General features: G+C 31.1%; 20 protein-coding genes and 2 pseudogenes. 13 read left to right on the forward strand and 9 right to left on the reverse strand.

Translation table 11 applies throughout. The features are described from left to right. The first annotated feature begins 24 nt into the window (after positions 1 to 24). A complete protein-coding gene (locus tag ACTS9J_RS10740) occupies positions 25 to 354 on the forward strand; it encodes a DUF190 domain-containing protein (protein ID WP_219034982.1) in 330 nt (109 codons plus the stop codon). 225 nt (positions 355 to 579) lie between these two features. Here the strand turns inward: ACTS9J_RS10740 and ACTS9J_RS10745 are convergent. After that, positions 580 to 840, reverse strand: a pseudogene (locus ACTS9J_RS10745) (transposase); the annotation flags it as partial. Between the two features lie 218 nt (positions 841 to 1,058). Between ACTS9J_RS10745 and ACTS9J_RS10750 the strand changes: the two are divergent. Together ACTS9J_RS10750 and ACTS9J_RS10755 are read left to right on the forward strand one after the other, a co-directional pair. Continuing rightward, entirely contained in the window at positions 1,059 to 1,874 is an 816-nt protein-coding gene (locus ACTS9J_RS10750; RefSeq protein WP_291096588.1) for an HAD family hydrolase, read from the forward strand. A gap of 79 nt (positions 1,875 to 1,953) precedes the next feature. Next, the gene (locus tag ACTS9J_RS10755) at positions 1,954 to 2,859 is read left to right on the forward strand and encodes a polysaccharide deacetylase family protein (RefSeq protein ID WP_448353228.1); all 906 of its coding nucleotides are present in this window, start codon (positions 1,954 to 1,956) and stop codon (positions 2,857 to 2,859) included. Between the two features lie 50 nt (positions 2,860 to 2,909). Here ACTS9J_RS10755 and ACTS9J_RS10760 read toward each other — a convergent pair whose 3' ends face one another. The 4 genes and pseudogenes from ACTS9J_RS10760 to porU all read right to left on the reverse strand — a co-directional run bounded on the left by ACTS9J_RS10760 (position 2,910) and on the right by porU (position 9,453). Then, complete coding sequence (locus tag ACTS9J_RS10760; protein ID WP_291061660.1) at positions 2,910 to 3,311, reverse strand: OsmC family protein; 402 nt, start codon at positions 3,309 to 3,311, stop codon at positions 2,910 to 2,912. 7 nt (positions 3,312 to 3,318) lie between these two features. After that, a pseudogene (locus tag ACTS9J_RS10765) lies at positions 3,319 to 4,224 on the reverse strand (pirin family protein). 126 nt (positions 4,225 to 4,350) lie between these two features. Continuing rightward, positions 4,351 to 5,556: a type IX secretion system outer membrane channel protein PorV gene (gene porV / locus ACTS9J_RS10770; protein ID WP_448353229.1), complete on the reverse strand. Its 1,206-nt coding sequence runs from the start codon at positions 5,554 to 5,556 to the stop codon at positions 4,351 to 4,353. A 33-nt stretch (positions 5,557 to 5,589) separates the two neighbouring features. Then, entirely contained in the window at positions 5,590 to 9,453 is a 3,864-nt protein-coding gene (porU, locus tag ACTS9J_RS10775; RefSeq protein WP_416425955.1) for a type IX secretion system sortase PorU, read from the reverse strand. A 158-nt stretch (positions 9,454 to 9,611) separates the two neighbouring features. Between porU and gldJ the strand changes: the two genes are divergently transcribed. Continuing rightward, positions 9,612 to 11,246, forward strand: a complete 1,635-nt coding sequence (gldJ, locus tag ACTS9J_RS10780; protein ID WP_448353230.1) for a gliding motility lipoprotein GldJ — start codon at positions 9,612 to 9,614, stop codon at positions 11,244 to 11,246. A gap of 74 nt (positions 11,247 to 11,320) precedes the next feature. Here the strand turns inward: gldJ and ACTS9J_RS10785 are convergent, their stop codons facing one another. Beyond that, complete coding sequence (locus tag ACTS9J_RS10785) at positions 11,321 to 11,848, reverse strand: GNAT family N-acetyltransferase (protein WP_286495783.1); 528 nt, start codon at positions 11,846 to 11,848, stop codon at positions 11,321 to 11,323. A 221-nt stretch (positions 11,849 to 12,069) separates the two neighbouring features. On the opposite strand from ACTS9J_RS10785, the gene ACTS9J_RS10790 reads away from it, so the two are divergent. From ACTS9J_RS10790 to ACTS9J_RS10800, 3 genes are all read left to right on the forward strand, one after another. Beyond that, positions 12,070 to 13,350 carry a UDP-N-acetylmuramoyl-tripeptide--D-alanyl-D-alanine ligase gene (locus ACTS9J_RS10790; RefSeq protein ID WP_448353231.1) on the forward strand — a complete coding sequence of 427 codons (1,281 nt, stop codon included), beginning with the start codon at positions 12,070 to 12,072 and terminating at the stop codon, positions 13,348 to 13,350. Between the two features lie 21 nt (positions 13,351 to 13,371). Next, positions 13,372 to 13,893 (forward strand): hypothetical protein, encoded by a 522-nt coding sequence (locus ACTS9J_RS10795; RefSeq protein ID WP_115000770.1) that lies wholly within the window; start codon positions 13,372 to 13,374, stop codon positions 13,891 to 13,893. An 85-nt stretch (positions 13,894 to 13,978) separates the two neighbouring features. Further along, on the forward strand, positions 13,979 to 15,088 hold the full coding sequence (locus ACTS9J_RS10800; RefSeq protein ID WP_125349845.1) for an endonuclease: 1,110 nt from the start codon (positions 13,979 to 13,981) through the stop codon (positions 15,086 to 15,088). 386 nt (positions 15,089 to 15,474) lie between these two features. Here ACTS9J_RS10800 and fsa read toward each other — a convergent pair whose 3' ends face one another. Further along, positions 15,475 to 16,131, reverse strand: a complete 657-nt coding sequence (fsa, locus tag ACTS9J_RS10805) for a fructose-6-phosphate aldolase (protein ID WP_125349844.1) — start codon at positions 16,129 to 16,131, stop codon at positions 15,475 to 15,477. Between the two features lie 83 nt (positions 16,132 to 16,214). Next, a complete protein-coding gene (locus ACTS9J_RS10810) occupies positions 16,215 to 16,967 on the reverse strand; it encodes an SDR family NAD(P)-dependent oxidoreductase (RefSeq protein ID WP_291072381.1) in 753 nt (250 codons plus the stop codon). 188 nt (positions 16,968 to 17,155) lie between these two features. Here ACTS9J_RS10810 and ACTS9J_RS10815 point away from each other — a divergent pair, with 188 nt between their 5' ends. The 6 genes from ACTS9J_RS10815 to ACTS9J_RS10840 all read left to right on the forward strand — a co-directional run bounded on the left by ACTS9J_RS10815 (position 17,156) and on the right by ACTS9J_RS10840 (position 24,140). After that, entirely contained in the window at positions 17,156 to 17,914 is a 759-nt protein-coding gene (locus ACTS9J_RS10815) for a hypothetical protein (RefSeq protein WP_291072382.1), read from the forward strand. 7 nt (positions 17,915 to 17,921) lie between these two features. Further along, entirely contained in the window at positions 17,922 to 18,683 is a 762-nt protein-coding gene (locus tag ACTS9J_RS10820) for a hypothetical protein (protein ID WP_280036346.1), read from the forward strand. Between the two features lie 36 nt (positions 18,684 to 18,719). Next, entirely contained in the window at positions 18,720 to 20,762 is a 2,043-nt protein-coding gene (locus ACTS9J_RS10825; protein WP_286495778.1) for a S9 family peptidase, read from the forward strand. A gap of 151 nt (positions 20,763 to 20,913) precedes the next feature. Beyond that, positions 20,914 to 22,776 (forward strand): RecQ family ATP-dependent DNA helicase, encoded by a 1,863-nt coding sequence (locus ACTS9J_RS10830; protein WP_221855933.1) that lies wholly within the window; start codon positions 20,914 to 20,916, stop codon positions 22,774 to 22,776. Between the two features lie 2 nt (positions 22,777 to 22,778). Further along, positions 22,779 to 23,720 (forward strand): methionyl-tRNA formyltransferase, encoded by a 942-nt coding sequence (gene fmt / locus ACTS9J_RS10835; protein WP_257468211.1) that lies wholly within the window; start codon positions 22,779 to 22,781, stop codon positions 23,718 to 23,720. 132 nt (positions 23,721 to 23,852) lie between these two features. Next, positions 23,853 to 24,140: an HU family DNA-binding protein gene (locus tag ACTS9J_RS10840; protein WP_019975917.1), complete on the forward strand. Its 288-nt coding sequence runs from the start codon at positions 23,853 to 23,855 to the stop codon at positions 24,138 to 24,140. A 124-nt stretch (positions 24,141 to 24,264) separates the two neighbouring features. Here the strand turns inward: ACTS9J_RS10840 and ACTS9J_RS10845 are convergent, their stop codons facing one another. Beyond that, complete coding sequence (locus ACTS9J_RS10845; RefSeq protein ID WP_180904577.1) at positions 24,265 to 25,647, reverse strand: MFS transporter; 1,383 nt, start codon at positions 25,645 to 25,647, stop codon at positions 24,265 to 24,267. Position 25,648 lies beyond the last annotated feature (1 nt).

Here is a 25,648-nt window from a genome sequence, read left to right on the forward strand (position 1 = left end):
ATGAATACAAACAATATAAACGTAATGAGAATTTATTTTGGCTACGGACAAACAGTCAAAGGACAATCTTTATGGCAACGACTTTGGAGCAACAATTTGGGACAATTACTTTTAAAGAAAGCGAAAGAAATGAATATTGAACAAGCCAATATTTTTATTGCAAAAGCTGGTTATTTAGACAACGATAAGATAAGTTTCAATATTTCAGAAATTCCATCTAAAAAAAATCCAGTTTGCCTTGAACTTGTGGACACTGCCGAAAAATTAAAAAATTTTATAGGGCAAAATAGAAAAGAGCTAAACGAAACAAATGTTATTCTACTAAATAATGAATGTTTTAAGATTGACCAATAAAAAAAGGACTTATAAAGCCTGTTGAACCCTTTGATAAACTCAGGATAGGCTGAAAAAAATTGTATCAAGAATAGAATTTTATCTTCAAAAACCTTTTTCTCGATACAAAATTCTTTCAGAATTCCACTCGAAATGACAGGTTTATTGATAAAATTAAAACGGGTTCATAAATTATAAAATAACATTATAACATGTAAACAAACATTATTTAATACCCATCGAGCATTATTCGACAAGATTAATTTTTAGCTTATTACTATTTCTATTTCTATTAAACATAAATTATTTAGATATTGAATAGTGGTTAAAGTTGTAATTTTGGCTAAAATTATGGTTTTAAAACCACCGAAAGTTTTGGCACAATTTCGGTCTAATCATAAACTGATCACAGAGCTGAGAGAATAAGGTTTCGATTCTTTTTCTATATTTTTTGAACGCATAAAATTGTGGTTTATACTCTTTTTGATTAGCTTTTTTAGGTGTTTCTTTACATTAACTTCTTTTTTGTCACTCCTCTACACAAACTTATATTGAATAATACTTAAACTACTCGATAATATCATGGAGAAAAAGTTACACTATTGAACAATTTTCTTATTTTTTTATAAAATTCTAAGCACGTGAACAACGAAGAAGAACAAACCAAAAATTTATAACTAACTTTGAGGTCTCAATTATGAGACCTTTTTATTTAAGAAAAATCAATGCAAAATATAAAATTAATCGTGACAGATATGGACGGAACTCTGTTGCGTTCTGATCATTCATTAAGTCCAGAATTCAATAAAATTTACGAAGAATTAAAAGAAAACAACATCACATTTGTGCCTGCAAGTGGTCGTCAATACTATAGTATCATTTCTTATTTTGAAAATATAAAAGATGAATTGGCAATTATTGCTGAAAACGGAACCTATGTTACCTACAAAGGTGAAGAAATTTTTGTTGACGAATTGGATTGGTCTATTGTAAAAGAAATCGTAGAAGAAGTGCGTAAAATAGAAGGCGCAAATATCGTTTTGGCTGGCAAAAATGCCGCTTATGTGGAATCGAAAGATGAAACTTTTTTAGAATATTTTAAAAATTATTACGACAAAAATATATGGGTTGATGATTTAACTAAAATCGAAAATGAACAATTTATTAAAATTGCAGTAAATCACGCTGATGGAACAGAATTTAATGTATTTCCAAAATTAGTTGATTTTGAAAAATATGGATTAAAAGTTGTGGTTTCTGGCGAAGTTTGGTTAGATGTTATGAATAAAAAATCGAACAAAGGAGTTGCATTACAAGCTTTGATGAATAAATTGGATATTTCTTCTGAAGAAATCATTGTTTTTGGGGATTTTATGAATGATTTGGAGATGTTACATTTGGCAAAATATAGTTTTGCAATGGAAAATGCGCATCAAAATGTAAAAGAAATAGCGAATTTTAAAGCGCCTTCTAACGATGAAGATGGTGTAATTCAAGTTGTTAAGCAATATTTACAACAATTAAAAACCGTAAATACTTAATAATCTGATAAATAACATCAATCATTTAACATTTCAAATCAGATTAAATTATTAATTTCGCACAAAACCTAAACAATCAATGTTCACTATCAACAAACATCTAAAAAGCTTTCTAGCAATTGGAACTTTACTTTTTGTTTTTTCTTGTAAAAACGCAAATAATCCAATTCAAAATCAAACAACAACTTCTTCTGAGCTAAAAGAGATTTTGCAGAATGATGTTGATTCTATTTATACAGTAAAAATTGACTCATCAGCTTTGCAATTAGATACTATTGCAAAAGAAGAAAAGCAAAATCCTATTGATTCGACAAAACAATATGTTTACCTAACTTTTGATGATGGGCCTTACAAAGGAAGCAAAAATATCAATAAAATATTAACCGAAGAAAATGTAAAAGGAACGGTTTTCTTAGTTGGTTTTAATGCTTTTACAAAAGATTTGAAACAACATGTAGAAGATTATAAAGCTAATCCAAATGTAGAAATTGCTAACCATACTTTTTCGCATGCTCGCAACAAATACAAAGCTTTTTACAGTGTTCCAGAAAATGTTTACGAAGATATTCGCAAAAATGAGGTGGTATTAGATATACATTCTCGTTGGGTGCGTTTGCCTGCGCGTAACACATGGCGTTTGAACAAACGTAAAAAAGACGATCCAGTAAAAAATGCAATTCCAGCAGCTGATTTATTGGCTAAAAATCAATATTATATTTACGGTTGGGATTATGAATGGGAAAGAAGTGGAAAAAAATCTGCAAATCATCAACTTTCTTCGCCTGAAAAAATATACGAAGGAATTGTACATCGTTTGGATCAAAATAAAACATTCGAAAAAAATCATTTGGTAATTTTAATGCACGATGATATGTTTAATGAAGATTATAACGCAGAAAAATTAAGACAATTAATTGTTTTATTGAAACGTAATCCGAAAATTGTAATCGAAGGAATTTCGGGATATCCAACCAGGATTAGCTAGATAAAATATTAAGATAAAAAAATCCACTTCAGATGAAGTGGATTTTTTTATTAAATAAACTCTATCGTTGTTTCTATCTCGTGACCTTTTTCTAATACTTTGTGCACAGGACAAGAATTTGCAACTTTCAATAATCTTGTTCGTTGCTTTTCATCGAAATCGCCTTCTATGATAACATGACGTTGAAAAGTAATTGGCTCAGTTGTAATCATATCAAAATTGACATCTACCTCAACTTTTTTGTAAGCAAATTCTTTGTGATTCATATACATTTGCAATGTAATCGAAGTACAAGAAGCTAACGCAGCTCCCAACAATTCGCTTGGTTTTGCAGCTGTATCCAAACCTCCTTTATCTAAAGGTTCATCTACATTAAATTCGTGTTTCCCAGTTTTAATATTCGAAATATAATTTTTATCTGTCGAAGTTGATGTTACATTAATATCACTCATTATCAATTTATTTTTCGTTTTCTTTTATTTTAGATTTTTGTTGAGTTTGCGGAATCGGAACGTAATCGTCATCTCCAGGAACTTTAGGAAAACGATGATTAATCCAATCTTCCTTCGCCGTTTCAATCGTTTCTCTTGAAGAACTTACAAAATTCCAAAAGATAAAATGTTCTTCTGGTAATTCTTCTCCTCCAAAAATATAAACGGTAGAACCAGCCGCAATTTCGAACTCACACAAAGTAGCTTCTTTCGCTACTAATAATTGTTTTGTTCCATATGTTTCTCCTCCATCTTTGATAGAACCTTCTAATACATACAAAGCAGATTCTCCATACAAATCTTTTCCTAATGAAACTTTGAAATCATTTTTAGCTTTAATCTCAATAAAATATAAAGGAGAATAAACAGGTACGCCAGAAGTATGTTCACCAAACTTACCAGCAATCAATTTATAATCTGCATTTTCGTTTGACCAATTTGGTAATTTATCTGCTTCAACGTGAACAAAACTTGGCTCCATATTTTCTAATTCTTTTGGCAAAGCCACCCAAATTTGTAAACCATGCTATGTTTTTTCAGTTGTTCGTAAATATTCGGGAGTTCGTTCAGAATGCACAACACCTTTACCAGCAGTCATCCAATTCACAGCTCCAGGCTGAATTTCTAATTCAGTTCCCAAACTATCGCGATGCATAATCGCTCCTTCAAATAAATAAGTCAAAGTTGATAAACCAATATGTGGGTGCGGTCCAACATCAAGATTTTGATAATCTTTCAGCTTTGTTGGTCCCATATGGTCGATAAATACAAATGGTCCGACATGTCTTTTTTGACGAAATGGTAATAACCTACCTACCAAAAAATTTCCTATATCAGCAGCTTTTTCTTCTAAAATTAATCCAACGTTAGACATAATAAGTTTAGTTTTTTAATTGATGTAAAATTAGTTTTAACTATTAATTTCAAACTTGATTTAAGTTAATAAATAAAAAAAGGCTAACCAAAAGGTTAACCAATTATAACTTAATCTTAACGATTTCTAGTAATCGTAGCTATTTTGTGTTTCTCCACCAAAATTCCAAGCAATACCGAAACGTAATGTATTTTCTAAAGCATTGTTTGTATCTGACATTGGAATTAAATAAGATGCATTAAATGTAAACGAATTGTATTTAAGTCCTAAACCTAATGTCAAGTGTTGACGATCTCCTTTCATTGGACTTTCGTGGAAATAACCAGCACGAATAAATAAAGCATCATTATAAGAATACTCTGCACCTACAGAATACATAATTTCTTTTAACTCCTCTTTTCCTCCTCCTGGTGCATCACCAAAAGAACTAAAGATACCTTCCATTACACCTTTATTTGGGAAGTAACTATTTGTTATATTCCCTTCTTCATCATATTCATATTGAGGTGTAGGAACTAACAATTTAGAAAACTCTGTTGTGATACCTACTTTATTGTAATCATCAAATTTAAAATCATAACCAACTCCTAAACGTAATGTTGTTGGTAAATAAGATGCGTTATCTTCTGAATTTGAATAATCTAATTTTGGACCAATATTAGAGATTTGGAAACCTCCACGTAATTTACCTTCAAAATTGTTGGTATCCATTGTTTCTGATTGATAATAACCTGCTAAATCAACTGCAAATGTATTTGCTGGCTGAACTGTACCATCGCTTACTCCATTAGATAAATCGGAACGAATGAAACGACCAGTTACCGCCATCGAGTAATTATCTGTTAAACGTAAACCATATGATAAGTCGATTGAGAACTCATTAGGCTTTGCCGTACCATCTTCTTGAATTTGTCCAGTAGCTGCATTTAAGCTATTTAACTTAATTTCGCCCATATTGAAATAATAGATACTTGCTCCTAATGTACTACGCTCATCTTGTCCTAAGAAAGTGTAATAAGTTGCATTTAATAAGAAAACATCATTCACCAATGATCCCATATATGGCGTATAGGTGAACGCTACTCCAGAGTAATCTGGTGCAAAAGCAAATTTAGCAGCATTCCAATACTGAGAATAGTTATCCGCCGATGTCGCAACACCTTGATCTCCTAAACCACCTGCACGTGCATCAGGCGAAATTTTTAAGAATGGAGCTCCCGTTAAAATTGGATTTGATTTTGTATAATCTTTATCTGTATTATTACTTCCTGTATCTTGAGCATAGGTAAAAGCCGATGCTAAAATCAATAAGCTTGCGGTAATTTTTTTCATTCGTGTTATATTGATTATATTTTTATTTTTCTATTATTTTAAAATGACAAGTTTTTCAACTGCTGCGGCTGATCCTTTACAAACTGTATCATCAACACCTTTCACATTGACCTTGTAAATATAAACACCTTTCCCAATTTTATCGCCAAAATCGTCCAAACCATCCCATTCTATCGCATATTTACCTGTTCGATATCCTTCTCTAAAAGGTTCTGCCGACACAGTTTTTCGAATCGTTTTGACTAATTTTCCGGAAATTGTAAATATCTGAACCATTACATCTAACTCAGAATCACAATTATGTTCAAAATGGAAAAACGTATTCTTTGTAAATGGATTTGGCCAGTTTAGCAATTTATCGATATGTAATTGTCCTGTTCCATTTTCCATTACTACAAAGTCTAACGTTACAGTATTCGAATTATTGTTGATATCCCAAAATTTTAAATTCACAGTATGTTGACCAAGTTCAAGATTTTTCAATTGATACATTACTTGTCCTTTCTGATAATCTTCAAAATTCTTATTGATACATGGGTTTGCATCACCTCCATCATAATATTCATTCAACACATAAGCATCTTGCACTTTTCCATCAAGCGTTGCAACAATATCGTGTCCAATACTCGATCCAGTTGCATTAATGCCTGAATTATCCGTTAAACAACCAACCAAATAAGGCGAACGATCTGTAATTCCTCCATTCGCAAAATGAAGATTATTCATATATAATTTTCCTTGCGGACGTTCATCATCATTTAATCCTTCTTCATTAATTCCTTCAATCGTAATTGTTTTTAAAGTCGATGCATCTTTACCATCTTTCTCATCCCAAGCATAAAATTTTATTTTACGATTTCCTAGCTCATAATTGATATCTTTCGGAACATAAAATTGAATCGTAAACTCACCTTTTTCAACTTTTCCTATTCCTTTATAAATTGTTTTATTTTCTGTTTCGAAAGTTTTTCCAGCCCAATCAGACTCCGATAAAATGGTTTTCGTTTCAGGTTTTTCATACAAGCTAATCGCAATTTTCCCATTGAAATTATTATCAATAGAATTATTAGATAATTGATTTACTTTACCTGTAATCGTTATAAAATCTAATGCTTGCATTTTACCACCAGCAAGAGCATCTACATCTTTTTTATTTTTGATGCTTAATATTTCAATATCTTGTTGTGGACGATGAATTACTAACATCGGATCTCCAAGAATACTTACACTTTTGTTATTTGGATGTTTTGGAGAATAATTTAATTTTGCTTCATTAAGCGCTTTACCAATTGTTTGATTTTCTATTCCAACTTTCTTGAAAAACTGTTCGATCAAAAAATTATTCATCGAATCTCCGTAACCTGTTCCAATTGGACGATTGGTTGTTATCATAGACAAGGCTCCTCCATTTGCGTTTTTCAACATAGCTTCTCCGGCAGAATTATATTGCGGTAAATCCCAAATTGTAAAATCACAAGTCACAGTTGTTACGATAGGTAAACGTGAATAAGCTGCATTAAAATTGGATAAATTTGTTAATTCTTCTGCTGTAATAATTCGCTCTTGTGCCCAACTACGAGGACCTCCATGACCGTAATACATCAAGAAGTTTGAACCTAACTCGATTCCATTCAAAATTGCTTGATTTACGGTTGGATATCTAACTCCGGCAGAAGTACTTTCAGGTTGATGAGCTCCCGAATATATTTTATTAATCGTATAAATTTGATTCTCAGGTTTAGAAAATTCAGTATCAATTTTGGCATTTAAGCCTGGAGTATTTACATTATTATCATTATCAGTAACTGCAACAATTTTTGTTCGCCAATCGCCATAGGAAGTCCCTTTTCCTTGAACTTTATCGTAATATGAAACTATTTTATCAACCAAAATCTTTGCCTCAGTAGAATTAGAAGCAGAAATTCGTCCTACAGCTATTTCAAACCAATTGGCATCGTAACTATAAATTCCGTCTACGCTATTCGATAACATTTTTACATTATCATTTAACATTGCAAAATAATCATCCGTTGCAATCGCACCATCAATATCAAGAGAAGGTTCGTCTGTAAAAGTTGGAAGATAATTTGTAAAATCCTTTACTCTATTTTTTGGATCATAGGTTGTTGCTCCAAACAAAACACCATATTCTAAATTTGGACTTGATCTATCTTTTAAGAATTTAAAGAAATCACGAATCGCAATAGGATCTTGACTTCCAGAAGAAAAATCGTTGTAAACTTGTTCCGTTGTTACAACTGCAACATTTATCTTATCATGTTCTTTTCTAAAATTCGCCAAGCGAGTAGCTTGATCCAAATATTTTGGATGCGTGACAATTATATAATTAATATCGGTTAAACTACGAATATCTTGATTTGCTACTTTCCCTACATATTTTGCATCTGTAAAAGCATTTTCATCCTTGAATGCGACAAACTGATTCAGATGATTTGTGCTAAACTTATACAAATTACTTTGCGGAACAATTGAAGAAATTAAATGAATATCAGAAACATTCCAAACAGAAACATTTGCAGCATTATTCAATGAAAAAGCATTCACACTTCCATTATTAATATCTTCTAAAAACTGAAAAGTGAATTGCTCATTGCTATATGTTAAACCATCTTTGAAACGCAATTGTAAATAATCCAAATAAGCTAATCCAGAAGGATTGGTTCCGCTAGAAGAAACCGCAATATCGATAGAATTTGAACCTAATGAAACTGTTTTATCTTGAATATTTCTATCAAATAAAGAGTTTCCTAAAGAATGAGTAAAAGTTTGTCCATTTAAATTAACGCTATATGATGTATTGTTTGCATTTTTTCCAACCACCGCATAACGCAAATATGCTTCTCCACCATTTACAGCATTCGCTTTGAACGTTTTCTTGAAACCTCCATTTAAACCAATATTTTCTCCAACCCAAATTTGCCCAAGACCATTTAAGTTAATCGAATCTTTTTCATGAAATTGTAAATTATCAAAAGTAGAAAAAGTTTTTATAGGACTTGCTGTAAGCGCCTGTTCTCCTACTCTTTTGCCATCTTCTCCATTAAAACTGATAAAATAATAAGCAAAATCATCATACAAATTATAGCGAACTTTTGCATCTTTCAACGTTGTCGTATTATTTCTGTACCACTGATGCGGACCTTTCGCATAAAACAACGCGTAATCATTACTATCAAAACTTCCATCTTCACCTCCAACAAATTTTATTGGAATTTCATTCAAAGCTCCAGTTCTATCTTCCGTTAAATTCTCCATCAAACGCCCTTCTCCATTTCCATAGATTTTTAGCGATTTTGGGTTAAAATTGGTCGGAATTCCATTTTTAGTAAAGAAACTTTTATCTAATTTAAAAACTCCATCTTTCGAGACTTTTATTTTGTACCAATCTCCCGTTTTCAAAACACTTGTAGTCGAATTATCAATTAATTTTCGAGAAGATATTTTTCGAGATTGCGCTGATTTCGGAACAATTGAAAAAGATTCTATTTTTAAAATTTTATTATTTTGTTTGACAAATGGCACAACTTTAACAATTAATTTTTGCTGACCATTTTTATCGATAATATTGTATGAAGAAAAATTAATTTTATCTGTAATCGAAAAGGTGTTCAAATCAGCCAATTCGTTCTGTACTTCTTTAAATTGCACATTTGACAATTCAACTTCTTGATTTGTAGAATTTAACTCAACGACAAATTCTGGAAGAAAATATCCTCCAACAAAATAATTGTCTTTATTCGAGAAAAACGGCACATTTACCGTATTTCCATTCGTTAAAGAAATTGTTTGATTATTCTCCCAATTTATTTTGTAATTTTGACTAAACAATTGAGGAAATTGAAGCAAGGTTGCAACTAAAATAAAATATTTCTTCATGTCTGAATAACGCTATTTTGACAAATATATTTTCAATCGTAAAATAAAAAAATAATTCTTACGTTTGATACAAGAAATAAAGCATTTTTTCGTTGTAAGATTAATGTCAAATGCTTTTATTTGCATTAAATTTAATTTTCGAAAACCAGAAATATTCTATGAAAATGAATAAAGGACGTATTTTTTCTCTTGCTCTTGCAGCTGTTACTATGAGTGTATTCATGGGTTGTGCAAGCAGTTCAGGAAAGAAAAAAGGAGGTGGAACAAAAAATTTCACAAGTCGTACAGGATGGAAACCAAACGATAGTAAAGGTTGGTTTTTTTCAGGTAAAAAGAAAGAAAACATCAAAGCTTGGCCTGGAATGGTTTTCATCGAAGGTGGATCTTTTACGATGGGAATTACGAAAGATGACGTGTTACACGATTGGAATAATTCTCCTGTTCGTATGCAAGTGAAATCTTTCTTTATTGGTGAAACTGAGGTTACAAACTACGAATATAGAGAATATTTAACTTGGTTAAAAGTTGTTTTCCCACCAGAAGACACACAATACAGGGATATTTATAATGGAGCATTACCAGATGAAACGGTTTTCAATAATCAATTATCTCGTGATGACTTCTCTACAGAAAATTATTTATTTTCACCAGAATTCAGCTATTATCCAGTAGTTTGTATTTCTTGGTTACAAGCTGTTAACTATTGTGATTGGTTAACAGACCGCGCAAACGAAAAAGCCTTGATGAACAAAGGAATCTTATCAAAAGATTACTATGCTAATGAAGAATATAATTACGGAAATAAGACATTTAGTGCTGAGCAATATAAGTTAGGTGATACAAATGTAAACGAAGCGATTGATTCGACGAAAATTATGAGAGCGAATCAAATCAAAACACAAAATACCCGTATCTTAAAAGCGAATCGCGCTACTAGTTCTTTAGAAGTGCAACCTTTCCGTTTACCTACAGAAGCTGAGTGGGAATACGCAGCATTAGCTTTACCTGGAAATCGTGAATACAACGAATACAAAGGAAAAGATGTTGCTCAAAACAACTTAAGAGTTACAAAAGGTGCTCAAAGAGGACAATATTTAGACAACTTCAAACAAGGACGTGGAGATTACTCTGGAATTGGTGGATTTGGTAACGATGGTTCTGCAATTACAAGTGATGTTCGTAAATATCCTTCAAATGATTTTGGTCTTTACGGAATGTTAGGAAATGTTGCTGAATGGGTTTCTGATGTTTATCGTCCAATTATTGATGAAGAAGCAAACGATTTCAACTACTACCGTGGAAATATTTTAAAAACAAAAATTGACAATGGCGCAGGTGGTTTTGAAAAATATGACGAAACAAATGTTGAATATGATACATTAGACAACGGACGTTTAGTTTATAGAGGATTACCAGGCGCTTACAAAAAACAAATAGAATACGATTTAACAAATTATCGTGATGGTGACCCTAATTCTTCTTTATCACCACGTATAGAGGAAGGTAAATCTGCTGATCAAGCAACAGAAGACATGTACAACGCTCCTCAACGTAAATTTAGAGTAGATGAAAAAGGTCGAGTAATCTTAGAAAAAGATTCTTCTAAACGTACTTCTGACATCTCTGATGAAACACGTGTTGTAAAAGGTGGTTCTTGGAAAGACCCTATTTACTGGATAGATCCAGGACAAAGACGTTACTTACACCAAGCAAGTGCAACAAACTGGATTGGTTTCCGTGTGGCACAAGAATACTCTGGTAGTTTCGAATCAAAACGTAAACGTAGAGGATAAAAATCTTTCTTAATAAAAAAAAACTCGGTACTATAGTATCGAGTTTTTATTTGTTAATTAAATTCTTTCTGTTCTCAAGATTGGATCAATGACCAATACACAAATTCTTTGTATTCAAAAATCTTTTCAAAACCAAGCTTTTTCAATAAATTAATCGATTTGACATTATCTGAAAAAGATTTGGCTGTTATTTCTTTTACTATTTCTTGAGAAAATGCCCATTTTATAAGACCTCTACACGCCTCTTCTGCAAATCCTTTTCTTCTTTCTTTACGGATGATTCCATAACCAATGTCTACACTTTGTTCCTCCGCATTATACCCTTTAAATCCTACATCACCTATTATTTCTTTCGTATCCTTTCTTATAATCATCCAGGATTCGAAGCCTGTCACGTAATTATGAATTAATAATTTCTGAATAATTTTAGGCACTGTATCCATCATATCTTTATCCGGCCAGTCTTTGCTTTTTACAAAACCTTTGTCATACAACATATTAAAATCATTATACAGCATATTTTCACAAATATCAATCGTAAAAGGAACAAGAATCAATCGTTCAGTTTCTAATTCGTTAATGGTAATTTCTTTTATTTTCATACTTTTATCAAAGTCCTAGAGATATTTTTTTAATATAATAAATAAAATAGAGAAACTTGTGCTACCAAGATTAATCTCATCTAATTTATTTGCAATTATCGTAAATTACTTCGTTAAATGTCAAAAATAGAATCATAAAATTTTATATTTGTACGAAATAAAAAGAATAATTTCTTTCTATTTTTTTTAAAACAGAATCTCATCTATTTTATTTAGATAACATGAATACAACAGAAATATTCGAACAATTTCTTAAATCGAAAATCGTTACGACTGATACACGCAACATCTCACAAAATTGTATCTTTTTTGCTTTAAAAGGAGCTAATTTCAACGGAAATACTTTCGCTCAAGAAGCAATCAATCAAGGAGCTGCAATGGCAATTGTTGACGAAAAAGAATTTGAAAATACATCTCAAAATATTTTTTTGGTTAATGATGCTTTAGAAGCTCTACAAGATTTAGCGAAAACTTATCGTAATTATCTTAAAATACCATTTATTGGATTGACTGGTTCTAATGGTAAAACAACGACAAAAGAATTGATTTCAGCTGTTTTAAAAGAGAAATTCAAAACGCATTATACTTTCGGAAATCTGAATAATCACATCGGAGTTCCTTTGACAATTCTTTCTATTCCAGAAAACACAGAAATTGCCGTGATAGAAATGGGTGCTAATCATCAAAAAGAAATCGAGTTATTAGCTTCAATTTCTCAACCAGATTATGGGTATATCACCAATTTTGGTAAAGCACATTTAGAAGGTTTCAGAGGAATTGAAGGTGTGATTAAAGGAAAATCTGAATTGTATGATTTTTTGAGAGCAAATAACAGAACTGCTTTTGTCAATTTTAATGATCCAATTCAAGTTGAAAAAACTGAAGATATTAATCGAATTACATTTTCTGATCAACATAATGCAGATGTTCAAATCGAATTGATAGAAAATGAAACTGAATATTTGGCGGTTAAATACCAAGATTTAAAAATTCAATCTCATTTAACAGGAAACTATAATTTTAGCAATATTTCGTGTGCAATTGCAATTGGACAACATTTCGGGATTAATGCTAAAACTATTCAACAAGGAATCGAAAATTATTTTCCATCAAATAATCGTTCACAAATTATCAATAAAGAAAATTACAAAATTGTGATGGATGCTTACAACGCAAACCCAAGTAGTATGGAAGCTTCGTTAAATAATTTTGCAAAATTTGAAGGTTCTAAAACAGTTATTATTGGTGATATGTTCGAGCTTGGAGAAGAATCAAAATCTGAGCATCAACGTATTTTAGATTTAGCTGAAAGTTTAGATTTTGATCAAATTTTTATTCTAGGACATAATTTTGGTGAAACAATTACGAATAATCCAAAAGTACAAAAATTTGAAAACCGTGTTGCCTTTGAAGAATGTTTGAAAGAAAATCCAATCAAAACTCAAAATATTTTGATAAAAGGTTCTCATGGGATGAGACTTGATTTGTTAGAAAACATTTAAAATCAACACCCTGATTATCTGATGAATAAATCAATATTCTTTTTTATAATTACTCTTTTCTGTTATCATTCTCTTCAAGCTCAATCTGTAATTGAATGGAAAAAAGATATGAAGCTTAATTACAAAAACTTCAAAAAGAAACCTATTCAAACAAAGGTTCCTCAAGGATTTTTAGATTCAAAATTAGGTTGGCAAATTGCAGAATCTACAGGAGAACTTCCTGAACTTTGGGTTACCAATAAATTTGATGAAAGTAATTCGTGGCTATCTATGCAACATACAGAAATTTTAAAAGAAATGCAGTTGCAATTTGACTTGTCTGAATTATATGCACGAAAAATTAGAAAAGATTTTAAAGATTTACAAGCCAAAAAAGTCATGAATAAAGATTCTTATCGAGCAAAATTTTTGTTAGGTTCTAAGAATTTTCAGAAAAAATTGAAATCGATAGCTGGAGTTTCTTTAAATCAACCTGACTTATACAAATTATTAAATAAACAAATTCAAGATTCATTGGTGATTTATCAAAATTACAGTAAATAATTTAACAATTAGTAAACTTTAAATTTCATAAATTTATACAAAGTACAAGCTGTCGAAATCACAGCTTTTTTTAGCTAAATTGTTTATGAAAAAAATTTTATGTTCTTTATCTATATTTACAGTAAGTGTTTTAGCGTCAGCGCAAGCACCAAGTAACTATTACGACACTGCAACTGGTAGCAGCTTTACCTTAAAAACACAGCTATATGAAATAATAAAAAACCATACAGATTTAACATATGGCGGATTATGGACACTTTATAATAGAACAGATTCTGATAATGGTTTTTTAGATAAATATGATGAAAAAGATAATTCTATTTATGATATTTATTCAGAGATACCGAAAAAAATTGATCCTTATAATTTTATAAAATCTTCAGATCAATGTGGCAGTTCTGGTTATAAAAATGAAGGAGACTGCTACAACAGAGAGCATATTATTCCTCAAAGTGTTTTTAATAAAAACTCTCCTATGGTTGCAGATGCATTCCATATCTGGCCAACTGATGGTTATGTTAATAATAAAAGAGATAATTTTCCTTATGGAGTTGTTGAAAGTGCAACATACACTTCTTTAAATGGCTCTAAATTAGGAAGTAATAAAAACTCTGGATACTCTGCGGGATTTTCTGGAACAGTTTTCGAACCAATTGATGAGTTTAAAGGTGATATAGCTCGTGCTTATTTTTATTTTGCTACTCGTTATCAAGAAAATGGTATTCAGAGTTGGTCTTATGCTATGTTTAATAAAACAAAAGATAAAGTTTTTACAGACACTTTCTTGAAAATATTAATGACTTGGCATTTAAATGATCCTGTTTCTGATCGTGAAAAAGATATTAATAATTTAGTCTACAGATACCAAAAAAACAGAAACCCATTTATTGATCATCCTGAATATGCAGAAAAAATTTGGGGTTCAAATTTAGGAACTGGAGATTTCGAATATCAAAAGCGTGATGATGTTTCAGTTTACAATGTAACAAATCGTTCGATTAAAGTTAAACTTGAAAATAATTCGAAATCAATTCAGAAAGTTTCTGTTTTTAATTTCAACGGACAATTAATTAATGAAGTTTCTAATTCATCAAATCAAAAAGAAGTTGAAGTTAATTTCAAAACTCCAGGTGTTTATATCATCAAAGTTGTTGGAAAACAAATGGAAATCAATAAAAGAGTTGTTATAAAATAATCATTTATCAACCATCATAAAAAAAATCCTTCGCTCATACAAGTGAAGGATTTTTATTCTAGTAAATGGAAAAAATTATTAGTCATTATTGATATCTTTCTTGAAAAATGTGCTTCCGTAAAGAAACATGATTAATACAAAAGGGATACCAAGCGTGACTGATAACAAAATAAATGTTTTTAACATACTAATAAGAAATGTTTTAGTTTCTAATACTTTTATCAATTTACAATTAATAGTTTTATATTATTCATAATAAAATATCTTTTTTTATTTATTAACACTATTTTTATCAACTTAATAATTAAAAGCTTTTCATTAATATAAATTCATAAAAAAAGTCGCTTAAAATTAAGCGACTCATATATAGAAAATTCTATTTTAAATTATTGGTTTCCTTTAGCATAATCAGCTAAGAATTGTGCTAATCCAGAATCTGTTAATGGGTGTTTTAACAATCCTAAAATTGATGATAAAGGTCCTGTCATAACATCAGCACCAATTTTTGCACAGTTTACAATATGCATTGTATTACGAACTGAAGCTGCTAAAATTTGAGTTTCGTACAAATAGTTATCATAAACCAAACGAATTTCTTCGATTAAGTTTAAACCATCTGTCGAAATATCGTCTAAACGTCCGATAAATGGAGAAACGTAAGTTGCACCAGCTTTTGCAGCTAATAATGCTTGTCCTACAGAGAAAACTAAAGTTACGTTAGTTCTAATTCCTTTTGTAGAAAAGTATTTACACGCTTTTACACCATCTTTCGTCATAGGAATTTTAACTACGATTTGAGGATTTAAAGCTGCTAAAGCTTCTCCTTCTTTTACCATTCCTTCGAAATCAGTAGAAATTACCTCAGCAGAAACATCTCCGTCAACTAATTCGCAAATTGCTTTATAGTGATTCAAAATATTTTCTTGACCTGTAATTCCTTCTTTTGCCATTAAAGATGGATTTGTTGTTACACCATCTAAAACTCCTAAATCTTGGGCTTCTTTAATGTCAGCTAAGTTAGCTGTATCGATAAAAAATTTCATTGTTTGTTTGTATTTCGTTCAGGCAAAATTAAGGATTAAATTATAGAAAACCATTTAATCTTAAAGATTCGCTCAAAAATATTTTAAACTGCTGTATATCCACCATCAACAAGGTAATAACCGCCTGTCATAAAAGATGCTTTGTCCGAACTTAAGAATAAAACTAATTCTGCAACTTCTTCTGGCTGCCCCAAACGACCCATTGGATGTTTTGTAACAAGCAATTCTAAATGATCTGGACTCAAATTATTCGATAATAAAGGCGTCATAATATAACCTGGCCCAACTGCATTACATCGTATATTTTTTGGTCCATATTCTGCACCAATATTTTTCGTCAAACCTACAACTCCATGCTTTGCAGAAGTATAAGCCGAACTCATTGGCGCAGCAACAGTCCCATGAATAGAAGCCATATTAACAATAGAACCTCCTCCATTTTTTTCCATTGCTTGTAATTGATATTTACATCCGTAAAAAACACCATTAAAATTAATATCTATTACTTTTTTCCAACCATCTAGTGGATAATTTTCAGTCAACTCAGCAGGACCTCCAATTCCAGCATTGTTACAAGCTATATCAAGTTTTCCATAAACTTCAAGCGTTTTATTTACTAATGCTTCATTATCTTCTGGCGAAGAAGTATTCGCTTTAAAAAATATCGCTTCTCCTCCATTCTTTTTGATAATTTCTACTACTTCATTTCCACCTTCTTCATTAATATCTGAAACCACAACTTTCGCACCCTCTTTGGCATATAATTCAGCAACAGCTTTCCCAATTCCAGAGCTAGCTCCAGTTACAATCGCAACTTTATCTTTTAAACTTGACATAATTTTATGATTTTAATTTAAATAAAGTTAATCATTTATAATCAGATCTATAAATCATTTCTTTAAAATAATATTATTTGAAATGATTCAATTTTATTAACTATTTTGAAATGAAAAATTCAGCATAACAAATACATTTAGGTTAAAACAATTCTATTTTATTATATTTGATACAAATAACTTTTTAAATGAAAAATTTAATAGCTGCTATACTTTTATGTAGTTTTTCTACGATAAATGCACAAGAAACAAGTGATTATAAGTACATCAATGTTCCTGAAAAATTTTCTAGTTTTGATAAAGATGAATATCAATTAAATAATCGATTAAGATATATTTTGACGCAGAAAAAATACGAAGTTTTACCTTCTGATAAATCTGCTTGGCCACAAGAAGTTGTGCAAAATCCTTGTTTAGCTTTGAATGCGGATATTTTAAAAGTTAAAAGTTTTTTGAATAATAAATTAGAGGTAAGTTTTACAGATTGTTCTAATAAAAATATTGAAAAATTTGAAGGAACTTCTAAGATTAAAGAATATGACAAAGGTTACCAAGAAGCAATAAAATTAGCTTTAAATCCTTTGAAATCTCAAAATGCAAAGGCCTCCGTTCCAATGGTGAAATTAGAAAAACCCCAAACAGAAACAACAGCTGCATATATGCCAGAACCAAAAGGAAATCAGGTCACTGCTACGAATTTATTGACAGATGGAACAACTACTTATCAAAAAATTGAACTACAAAATGGTGGTTTTATGTTGATGTCCGAAAACGGAAATCAAGTTGTTGCAAAATTTGAACCGACCCTAAAAAATGGAATTTACAGAGTAATTGTTACAAAAGGAAATTCGAATTATTTTTCGGTAGGATACATCAGTGGAAATACGATTTCCTATGAGGTTTCTGAAAATAATAGTTGGAAAGAAGTTAAATTATCGGCTAAATAATCTTGCTATGAAAATTATATTATCAAGTTTATTTCTTATTGCTTTATCGTCATTACAAGCACAAAATGTAGCTGATTACAAATATGTTATCATTCCTCAACTATTTAAAGATTTCGTAAAAGAAGATTATCAATTGAATACAGGATTGAAAACTGCTTTGAGAAAAAAAGAATATGAAATAGTAAATGAAAATTCTATTCCGTTAGATGTGCAAATCAATCCTTGTTTAGCTACAAAAGCAAATATTGAAAATACTTCTGTTGCTTTTAAAAATAAATTAAAAGTAACGTTTACAGACTGTAATAATAATGTGATTTCAACTTATGAAGGTTCGTCAAAGGAAAAAGATTTTACAAAAGGTTATCAAGAAGCCTTAACATTTGCTATGAATCAGGTTGGAAAACAAAATGCGAAAGATTTACCTATAACTAAAACAGAAAATACAACAACTACAACCGTTAAAGAAACAACGAATAAAGTCGTTACGCAAGTGTCAAATAAAACTGTAGAAAACAAAAACGTCTACAAATCAAACGGAAAAAATTACACTACAGCAAGTACAAATAACAACGAATTTGTCTTAATAGATCAAGAAAATTCACAAGTTATTGCACAATTTTATCCAGCTGCTCAACAAAATATTTTCCATGTGACAGTGATTTCTCAAAACGGAAATTACCAAACAATTGGCTATTTGAACGAAAATAATATCATCATCGAATATAAAACAGGTGATAAATCTTGGTCAACTACAACTTATTCAAAGTAAGTTTTTATAGTACATTTGCACCTTAAATTTTAGAAAATGCAAGCACCTATTGCGAAAAAAATAGAACAAAAATTAGAAAAACACGGAGATATCCGCATCGATAATTATTATTGGTTGAATGATCGTGAAAACTCTGAAGTTATCAATTATTTGAACCAAGAAAACGAATACACAAAAGCTATTCTACAACCAACAGAAGCTTTACAAACCAAACTTTTTGAGGAAATGAAAGCGCGAATCAAAGAAGATGATTCGTCTGTTCCGTACAAATTGAATGGTTATTGGTATTTGACGGAATATCAAAAAGGAAAAGAATATCCAATTCACAAACGTCGAAAAGATAGTTTAGAGAATCCAGATGAAATTCTTTTTGATGTCAACACAATGGCTGAAGGTCATTCGTACTATCAATTGGGTGGAATTTCGATGGCACCAAATAATCAATTGGTTTCCTTTGGGGTTGACAATGTTTCGCGAAGAATTTATACGATTCAAATCAAAGATTTAACAACTGGAGAAATTCTTTCTGATAAAATAGAGAATACAACTGGAGGTTCTGTTTGGGCCGCTGATAATAAAACCTTGTTTTATACAAGAAAAGATGAAACATTGCGTGCTTATCAAATTTGGAAACACAAATTAGGTACAAAACAAGAAGATGATATTTTAGTTTTTGAAGAAGTAGATGATACGTTCAATGCGTTTGTTTACAAATCAAAATCAAGAGATTACATCATTATTGGATCTTCAAGTACTGTTTCTGACGAGTTTAGATATATTCCTTCTAATCAACCAGATGCTGAGTTTAAAATCTTTCAAAAAAGAGAACGTGATTTAGAATATTCAATCGAACATTTTGGTGATTCATTTTATATTCAAACCAATAAAGATGATGCTTTTAACTTCAAATTAATGAAAACTTCTGTCGAAAAAACAGAACAAGAAAATTGGATTGATGTAATTCCTCATCGCGAAGAAACATTGATTGAAGGTTTCGAAATTTTCAAGAATTATTTGGTTATCGAAGAGCGCACAAATGGTTTATTGCAGATGAATATCAAAGCATGGGATAATTCAACTGATTATTATTTGCCATTTAACGAAGAAACCTATACAGCAAATGTTGGCACAAATCCAGATTTTGATACTGACATTTTGCGTTACGGATATACATCGTTGACAACTCCTTCTTCTGTGATTGATTTTAACATGAATGATAAAACATTCGAAATCAAAAAAGAGCAAGTTGTTATAGGTGATTTTGATAAAGAAAATTATATTTCTGAACGTATTTGGGCAGAAGCTCGCGATGGAGAAATGGTTCCAATCTCATTAGTTCGTCGAAAAGATACACCTCTTTCTGCCGAAACCCCTCTTCTACTTTACGCCTATGGTTCATATGGTTACACGATCGAGCCTTATTTTAGTTCGGTTCGATTAAGTCTTTTGGATAGAGGTTTTATCTATGCGATTGCGCATATTCGTGGTGGTCAATATCTTGGTCGCGAATGGTATGAAGATGGAAAAATGTTAGAAAAGAAAAATACATTTTTTGATTATATTGATGCAGCAAAATATTTGATTCAACAAAATTATACTTCATCAAAACACTTGTACGCGATGGGTGGTTCTGCTGGTGGATTGTTGATGGGAACTGTGATTAATTACGAGCCAACATTATTCAATGGGGTAATTGCGCAAGTTCCTTTTGTAGATGTTGTGACAACAATGTTAGACGATTCTATTCCATTGACAACAGGGGAATATGATGAATGGGGAAATCCGAACGAAAAAGAATATTACGATTACATGAAATCGTATTCGCCATACGATAACGTGGAAGCAAAAGCTTATCCAAACCTTTATGTTTCGACAGGTTTGCACGATTCTCAAGTACAATATTGGGAACCTGCAAAATGGGTAGCGAAATTAAGAGATTTAAAAACAGATAATAACATTCTACTTTTAGATACAAATATGGATACAGGACACGGTGGTGCTTCTGGCCGATTTGAATCGTTGAAAGAAGATGCAAAAGAAGATGCTTTCTTATTTATGTTAGAAGGGATTACAGAATAAATTTCAATACAAAAAGTCAACAAATTTGTTGGCTTTTTGTATTTTTTAATGAATGAAATTCCACTTTTTGTAAAATATAGAAAAGGTATAATCGATTAATTCTTCTAATAAATCACAGATTTTACCTAAATTTACAACAAAGCTTTGTAATTTGACACCAAAAGAAATTCTTTTTAAGTATTGGAATTATCCTTCTTTCAAAACGCCGCAAGAGGAAATCATCTCAAGTGTTTTGGAAGAGAAAGATACGTTAGCAATTTTGCCTACTGGTGGCGGAAAATCTATCTGTTATCAAGTTCCTGCGATTATTTTTGATGGATTAACATTGGTCATTTCGCCGCTTATTGCGTTGATGAAAGATCAAGTTCAGAATTTACAATCCAAAGGAATTTCTACGGCATATATTACCAATGAAATTGACCAAAATACGATTGGAAAAATTTTGGACGATTGTCAAAACAATAAAATCAAATTATTATATGTTTCGCCAGAGCGTTTGCAAAGTAGAATTTTTATCGAGCGATTGAAACAAATCAATATTAGTTTACTAGCTGTTGACGAAGCACATTGCGTTTCTGAATGGGGACACGATTTTCGACCTGCATATCATCGAATTTCAAGATTAAAAACTATTCTTCCTAAAGTTCCAATCCTAGCTTTGACAGCTACAGCTACAGAAAAAATTCAGCAAGAAATTATAGAAAAATTAGAGCTAAATAATCCTGAAGTTTTCAAATCTTCTTTAAAAAGAGAAAACCTTTCGTACAATGTTTTCCTTTCTGCTGACAAGAAAAATGATTTGATTTATTATTTAAAAAAATATCCTGGTTCGAGTATTATTTTTGTTCGAAATCGAAAATTAACCTACGAGATTGCAAGTTTTTTAAGTCAAAATGGATTTGATGCCGATTTTTTTCACGCCAAATTAACCAAAGACGAAAAAGAGCAAAAACAGCAAGATTGGATGTTAAGTAATTCGCGAATTATGGTTTCGACAAATGCGTTTGGAATGGGAATAGACAAACCAAATGTTCGTACCGTTTTTCATATCGATTTGCCACAAGGAATAGAAGCGTATTACCAAGAAGTTGGGCGCGCTGGACGTGATGAACAGGAATCGTATGGAATTTATTTGTACAATCCTGATGATCGAATTCAAGCAGAAAATATTTTCAAAGCGAATTTACCTTCGCAACAAGATTTTATCAAAATTGGGAATTGTTTGTTTAGTCAATTGCAATTAGCGGAAGGCGAATTAACGGAAATGAATTATCAATTGGATCTTCCAAAATTTGCCGAAAAATTTGGTTTAAATCTTAAAATGGTTCTTCAATTTTTAGAGTTTTTAAATACGAAAGAAATCATTCAGCAAAAAAATTATTCACAAAATAGTAGCATTCAAATTTTGGCGTCACCACATTCAATTAATTTGAATGAAAACCGAATTTTTGATTATTTACAACGTCATTACCCTGGAATTTACACTTATAATAGAGAAATTTCGGAAAGTAAAATGGCGTTTGAATTGCATATGAGTATTGGCGACATTAGGAATAGCTTACACGAATATGCAAAAAATGGTTCTATTGATTATTCGGATCGATTTTTAGCGCGATTTAGATTTCTTGTTCCGCGCGATTCTAATGCGTTTAAAAATAAATTGTGGAAAGATTTCGAAGCAATTCAAGTGAATAATTGGAAACGTTTGCAAGCTATGGCTTATTATGCCGAACAAAATACAATTTGTAGAGAACGTTTATTATTTGGATATTTTAATCAAAAATCTGATCAAAATTGTGGTAAATGCGATGTTTGTCAATCCAAAAAACAAAATGAAAACTTTAATTCAACCGATTTAATTGAATATTTGAAAGAAGGTACAAAAACGCAAGCCGAAATCCTTTCAAAATTCATAAATTCGCCAAAAGATAAAATCGTCGAAGAATTGCAATATTTGATAGACGAAATGCGAGTTCAACCAATTGGATTCAATTCTTATAAACTAATAGAATAAAAATGCGAGTAGTCTTTATGGGTACGCCCGAATTTGCGGCGACATCTTTGAATGAAATCAATACAAATAGTCATCACGAAATAGTTGGAGTTGTTACTGTTCCAGATAAACCGTCTGGTAGAGGACAAAAAATGAATATTTCTGATGTCAAAAAATATGCAGTTGAACATAATTTGCCTTTGGCTCAACCAGAAAAATTACGAGACGAAGCTTTTATCGAAACATTAAAAAGCTGGAATGCTGATGTTTTTGTTGTTGTAGCTTTTCGTATGTTGCCACAAGTTGTTTGGTCAATTCCGTCGAAAGGAACATTCAATTTACACGGTTCACTTCTTCCTCAGTATCGCGGAGCTGCACCAATTAATTGGGCTGTGATGAATGGCGATCAAGAAACTGGAGTAACAACTTTCTTAATTGATGAAAAAATTGATACTGGAAATATCTTAATTTCTGATAAAGTAGAAATTGGAGAAAATGATAATGTAGGAAAAATTCATGACGAATTGATGCATATCGGTGCGAAATTAGTCGTGAAAACGTTGGATGGTTTAGAAAATGATTCATTAAAACCTCATCCGCAAGATGAAACAACAGAATTAAAACATGCTCCAAAAATCTTTAAGGAAGATTGTAAAATAGATTGGAACGATTCAATCAATACTATTCACAATAAGATTAGAGGACTTTCTCCTTATCCATGTGCATGGACAACTTTTGGAAATGGCGAAAATTATAAATCGTTAAAAATATATGCAGGTCTAAAAACGGATATTGTTGTTGAAGGAGAAGATTATCAATTAATTTTACAAAAAAATAACCTTTATATCAATCTACCTCAAGGAGTTTACGAAATTTTAGAACTTCAACCGGAAGGAAAGCGTCGTATGACAGCCAAAGATTTCATCAATGGACATCAAAACGAGGATACCTTATTCGTAAAATAAGTACTTATTTACTGATTTTTGACACAGATTTCATAAAATTTTGCATTTTTCTTGAAATTTTTTGCGTTGAAACTTGCACAAATAAAGGGAAAGAGTATATTTGTGTATAAATTAATTTAAAAAGTTACAACTATGAACAAATCAGAACTTATCGATGCGATTGCAGCTGACGCTGGAATTTCTAAAGAAGCTGCTAAAAAAGCCTTAAACTCATTTACAGAAAATGTAACTAAAGCTTTAGCAAAAGGAGACAAAGTTGCTTTAGTAGGATTCGGTACTTTCTCAACTTCTGAGAGAGCTGCAAGAACAGGTATCAACCCACAAACTAAAAAAGAAATTAAAATTGCTGCTAAAACAGTAGCTAAATTTAAAGCTGGATCTGAATTATCAGGAGCAGTTGATACAAAAAAGAAAAAATAATATTTCTGATACAATAAAAAATCCATTCGTTTGAGTGGATTTTTTTTGCATTGAAATTTAATTCCTCTAAAAAAATCCTTCAAGAATTACTTGAAGGATTTTTACATTTTGTCTATTATTGATTTTAATTATCTTCTGTTAAATCTGTTTTGTATGTTTCTGGAATTGTAAAGTAATTCACTAAAATCGCAATAAAGATTAATATCAATGGATAAGCTAATCCGATATAAGGCGACATAGCAGCCGAAACGATAATCGTACTTTTGATTAATTCCGTTACAAAAGTCGTTGCTCCACCAATAAATCCATTTCCCATATTTTGTGCAAATCCCATACTTGTATAACGAATTTTAGTTGGGAAAATTTCTAACATAAATGCGCCAAGTGGTCCGTAAGTTGCTGCTCCTGCAATTGAAGTAATTAAACTTACAATAACAATTCCGAAAACTGCTAAATTCGAAATATCATGAACTTCTTTCAATCCTTCAGGATTTCCTAATTTCATGTATAAGAAAAATGATAATGGAATTAAAATAAAACTACAAATCATTCCTCCTAACATAACAGGTTTACGACCAATTTTATCACTCAAGGCTCCAAACCATTGATAAAAAAATGAACTAAATAATGTAGAACATAAAACAACAATTAAAACTGTTTCGTAAGGTAAATTAACCGCTCTTTGCAAAAAGAAAAGTGTTACGAATAACGTTGTTTGCATAATTGTACTTTGCGCCGCATTTCCTCCAAAAATAGCCTTTAACATTAACTTTACGTTTCCTGGAGTTGTAAAAGCATCTTTAATTGGAGTTTTAGATGTTTTTCCTTCTTTTTTTAATTGTTCAAAAATTGGACTTTCATGTAAGCGTTGACGAATAAAGTAACTCAAAATCACTAATATTCCACTAAACAAAAATGGAATTCTCCATCCGAAACTTGCAAAAGCCTCTTCTGATAAAAATGATTGTGTTAAGAAAACAACTGTTAAACATAATAATAATCCAATTGGAACAGTTGCTTGAATAAACCCTGTATAAAATCCTCGTTTCTCTGCTGGAGCATGTTCTGCTACATAAATTACCGCACCTGCATATTCTCCACTAATTGCAAGTCCTTGCATAATGCGGCAAAACAATAATAAAACAGGAGCAAACCAACCTACACTATCAAAAGTTGGAATACAACCAATCAAGAATGTAGCTGCTCCCATCATAATTAAAGAAACTAAGAATGAATATTTTCTACCAATACGATCTCCAATACTTCCAAAAATTAATGATCCAATCGGACGGAACATAAATGATGAAACCACTACTGCAAGTGTTTCTAAGAAATGTGACGAACCATCGTTAGGAAATAATTGTGTTGATAATACACTAGCTAAGATGATTGCCAAGAACATATCGTACCATTCGATTAATGTTCCGACAGATGATGCTAAAATAATTTGGAAAATATTATCCTTCTTCGCTACTGTTTGCGAAGTATCTAAAGTATTTGTACTCATG

This window comes from Empedobacter sp. ULE_I140 (genome assembly GCF_053482575.1).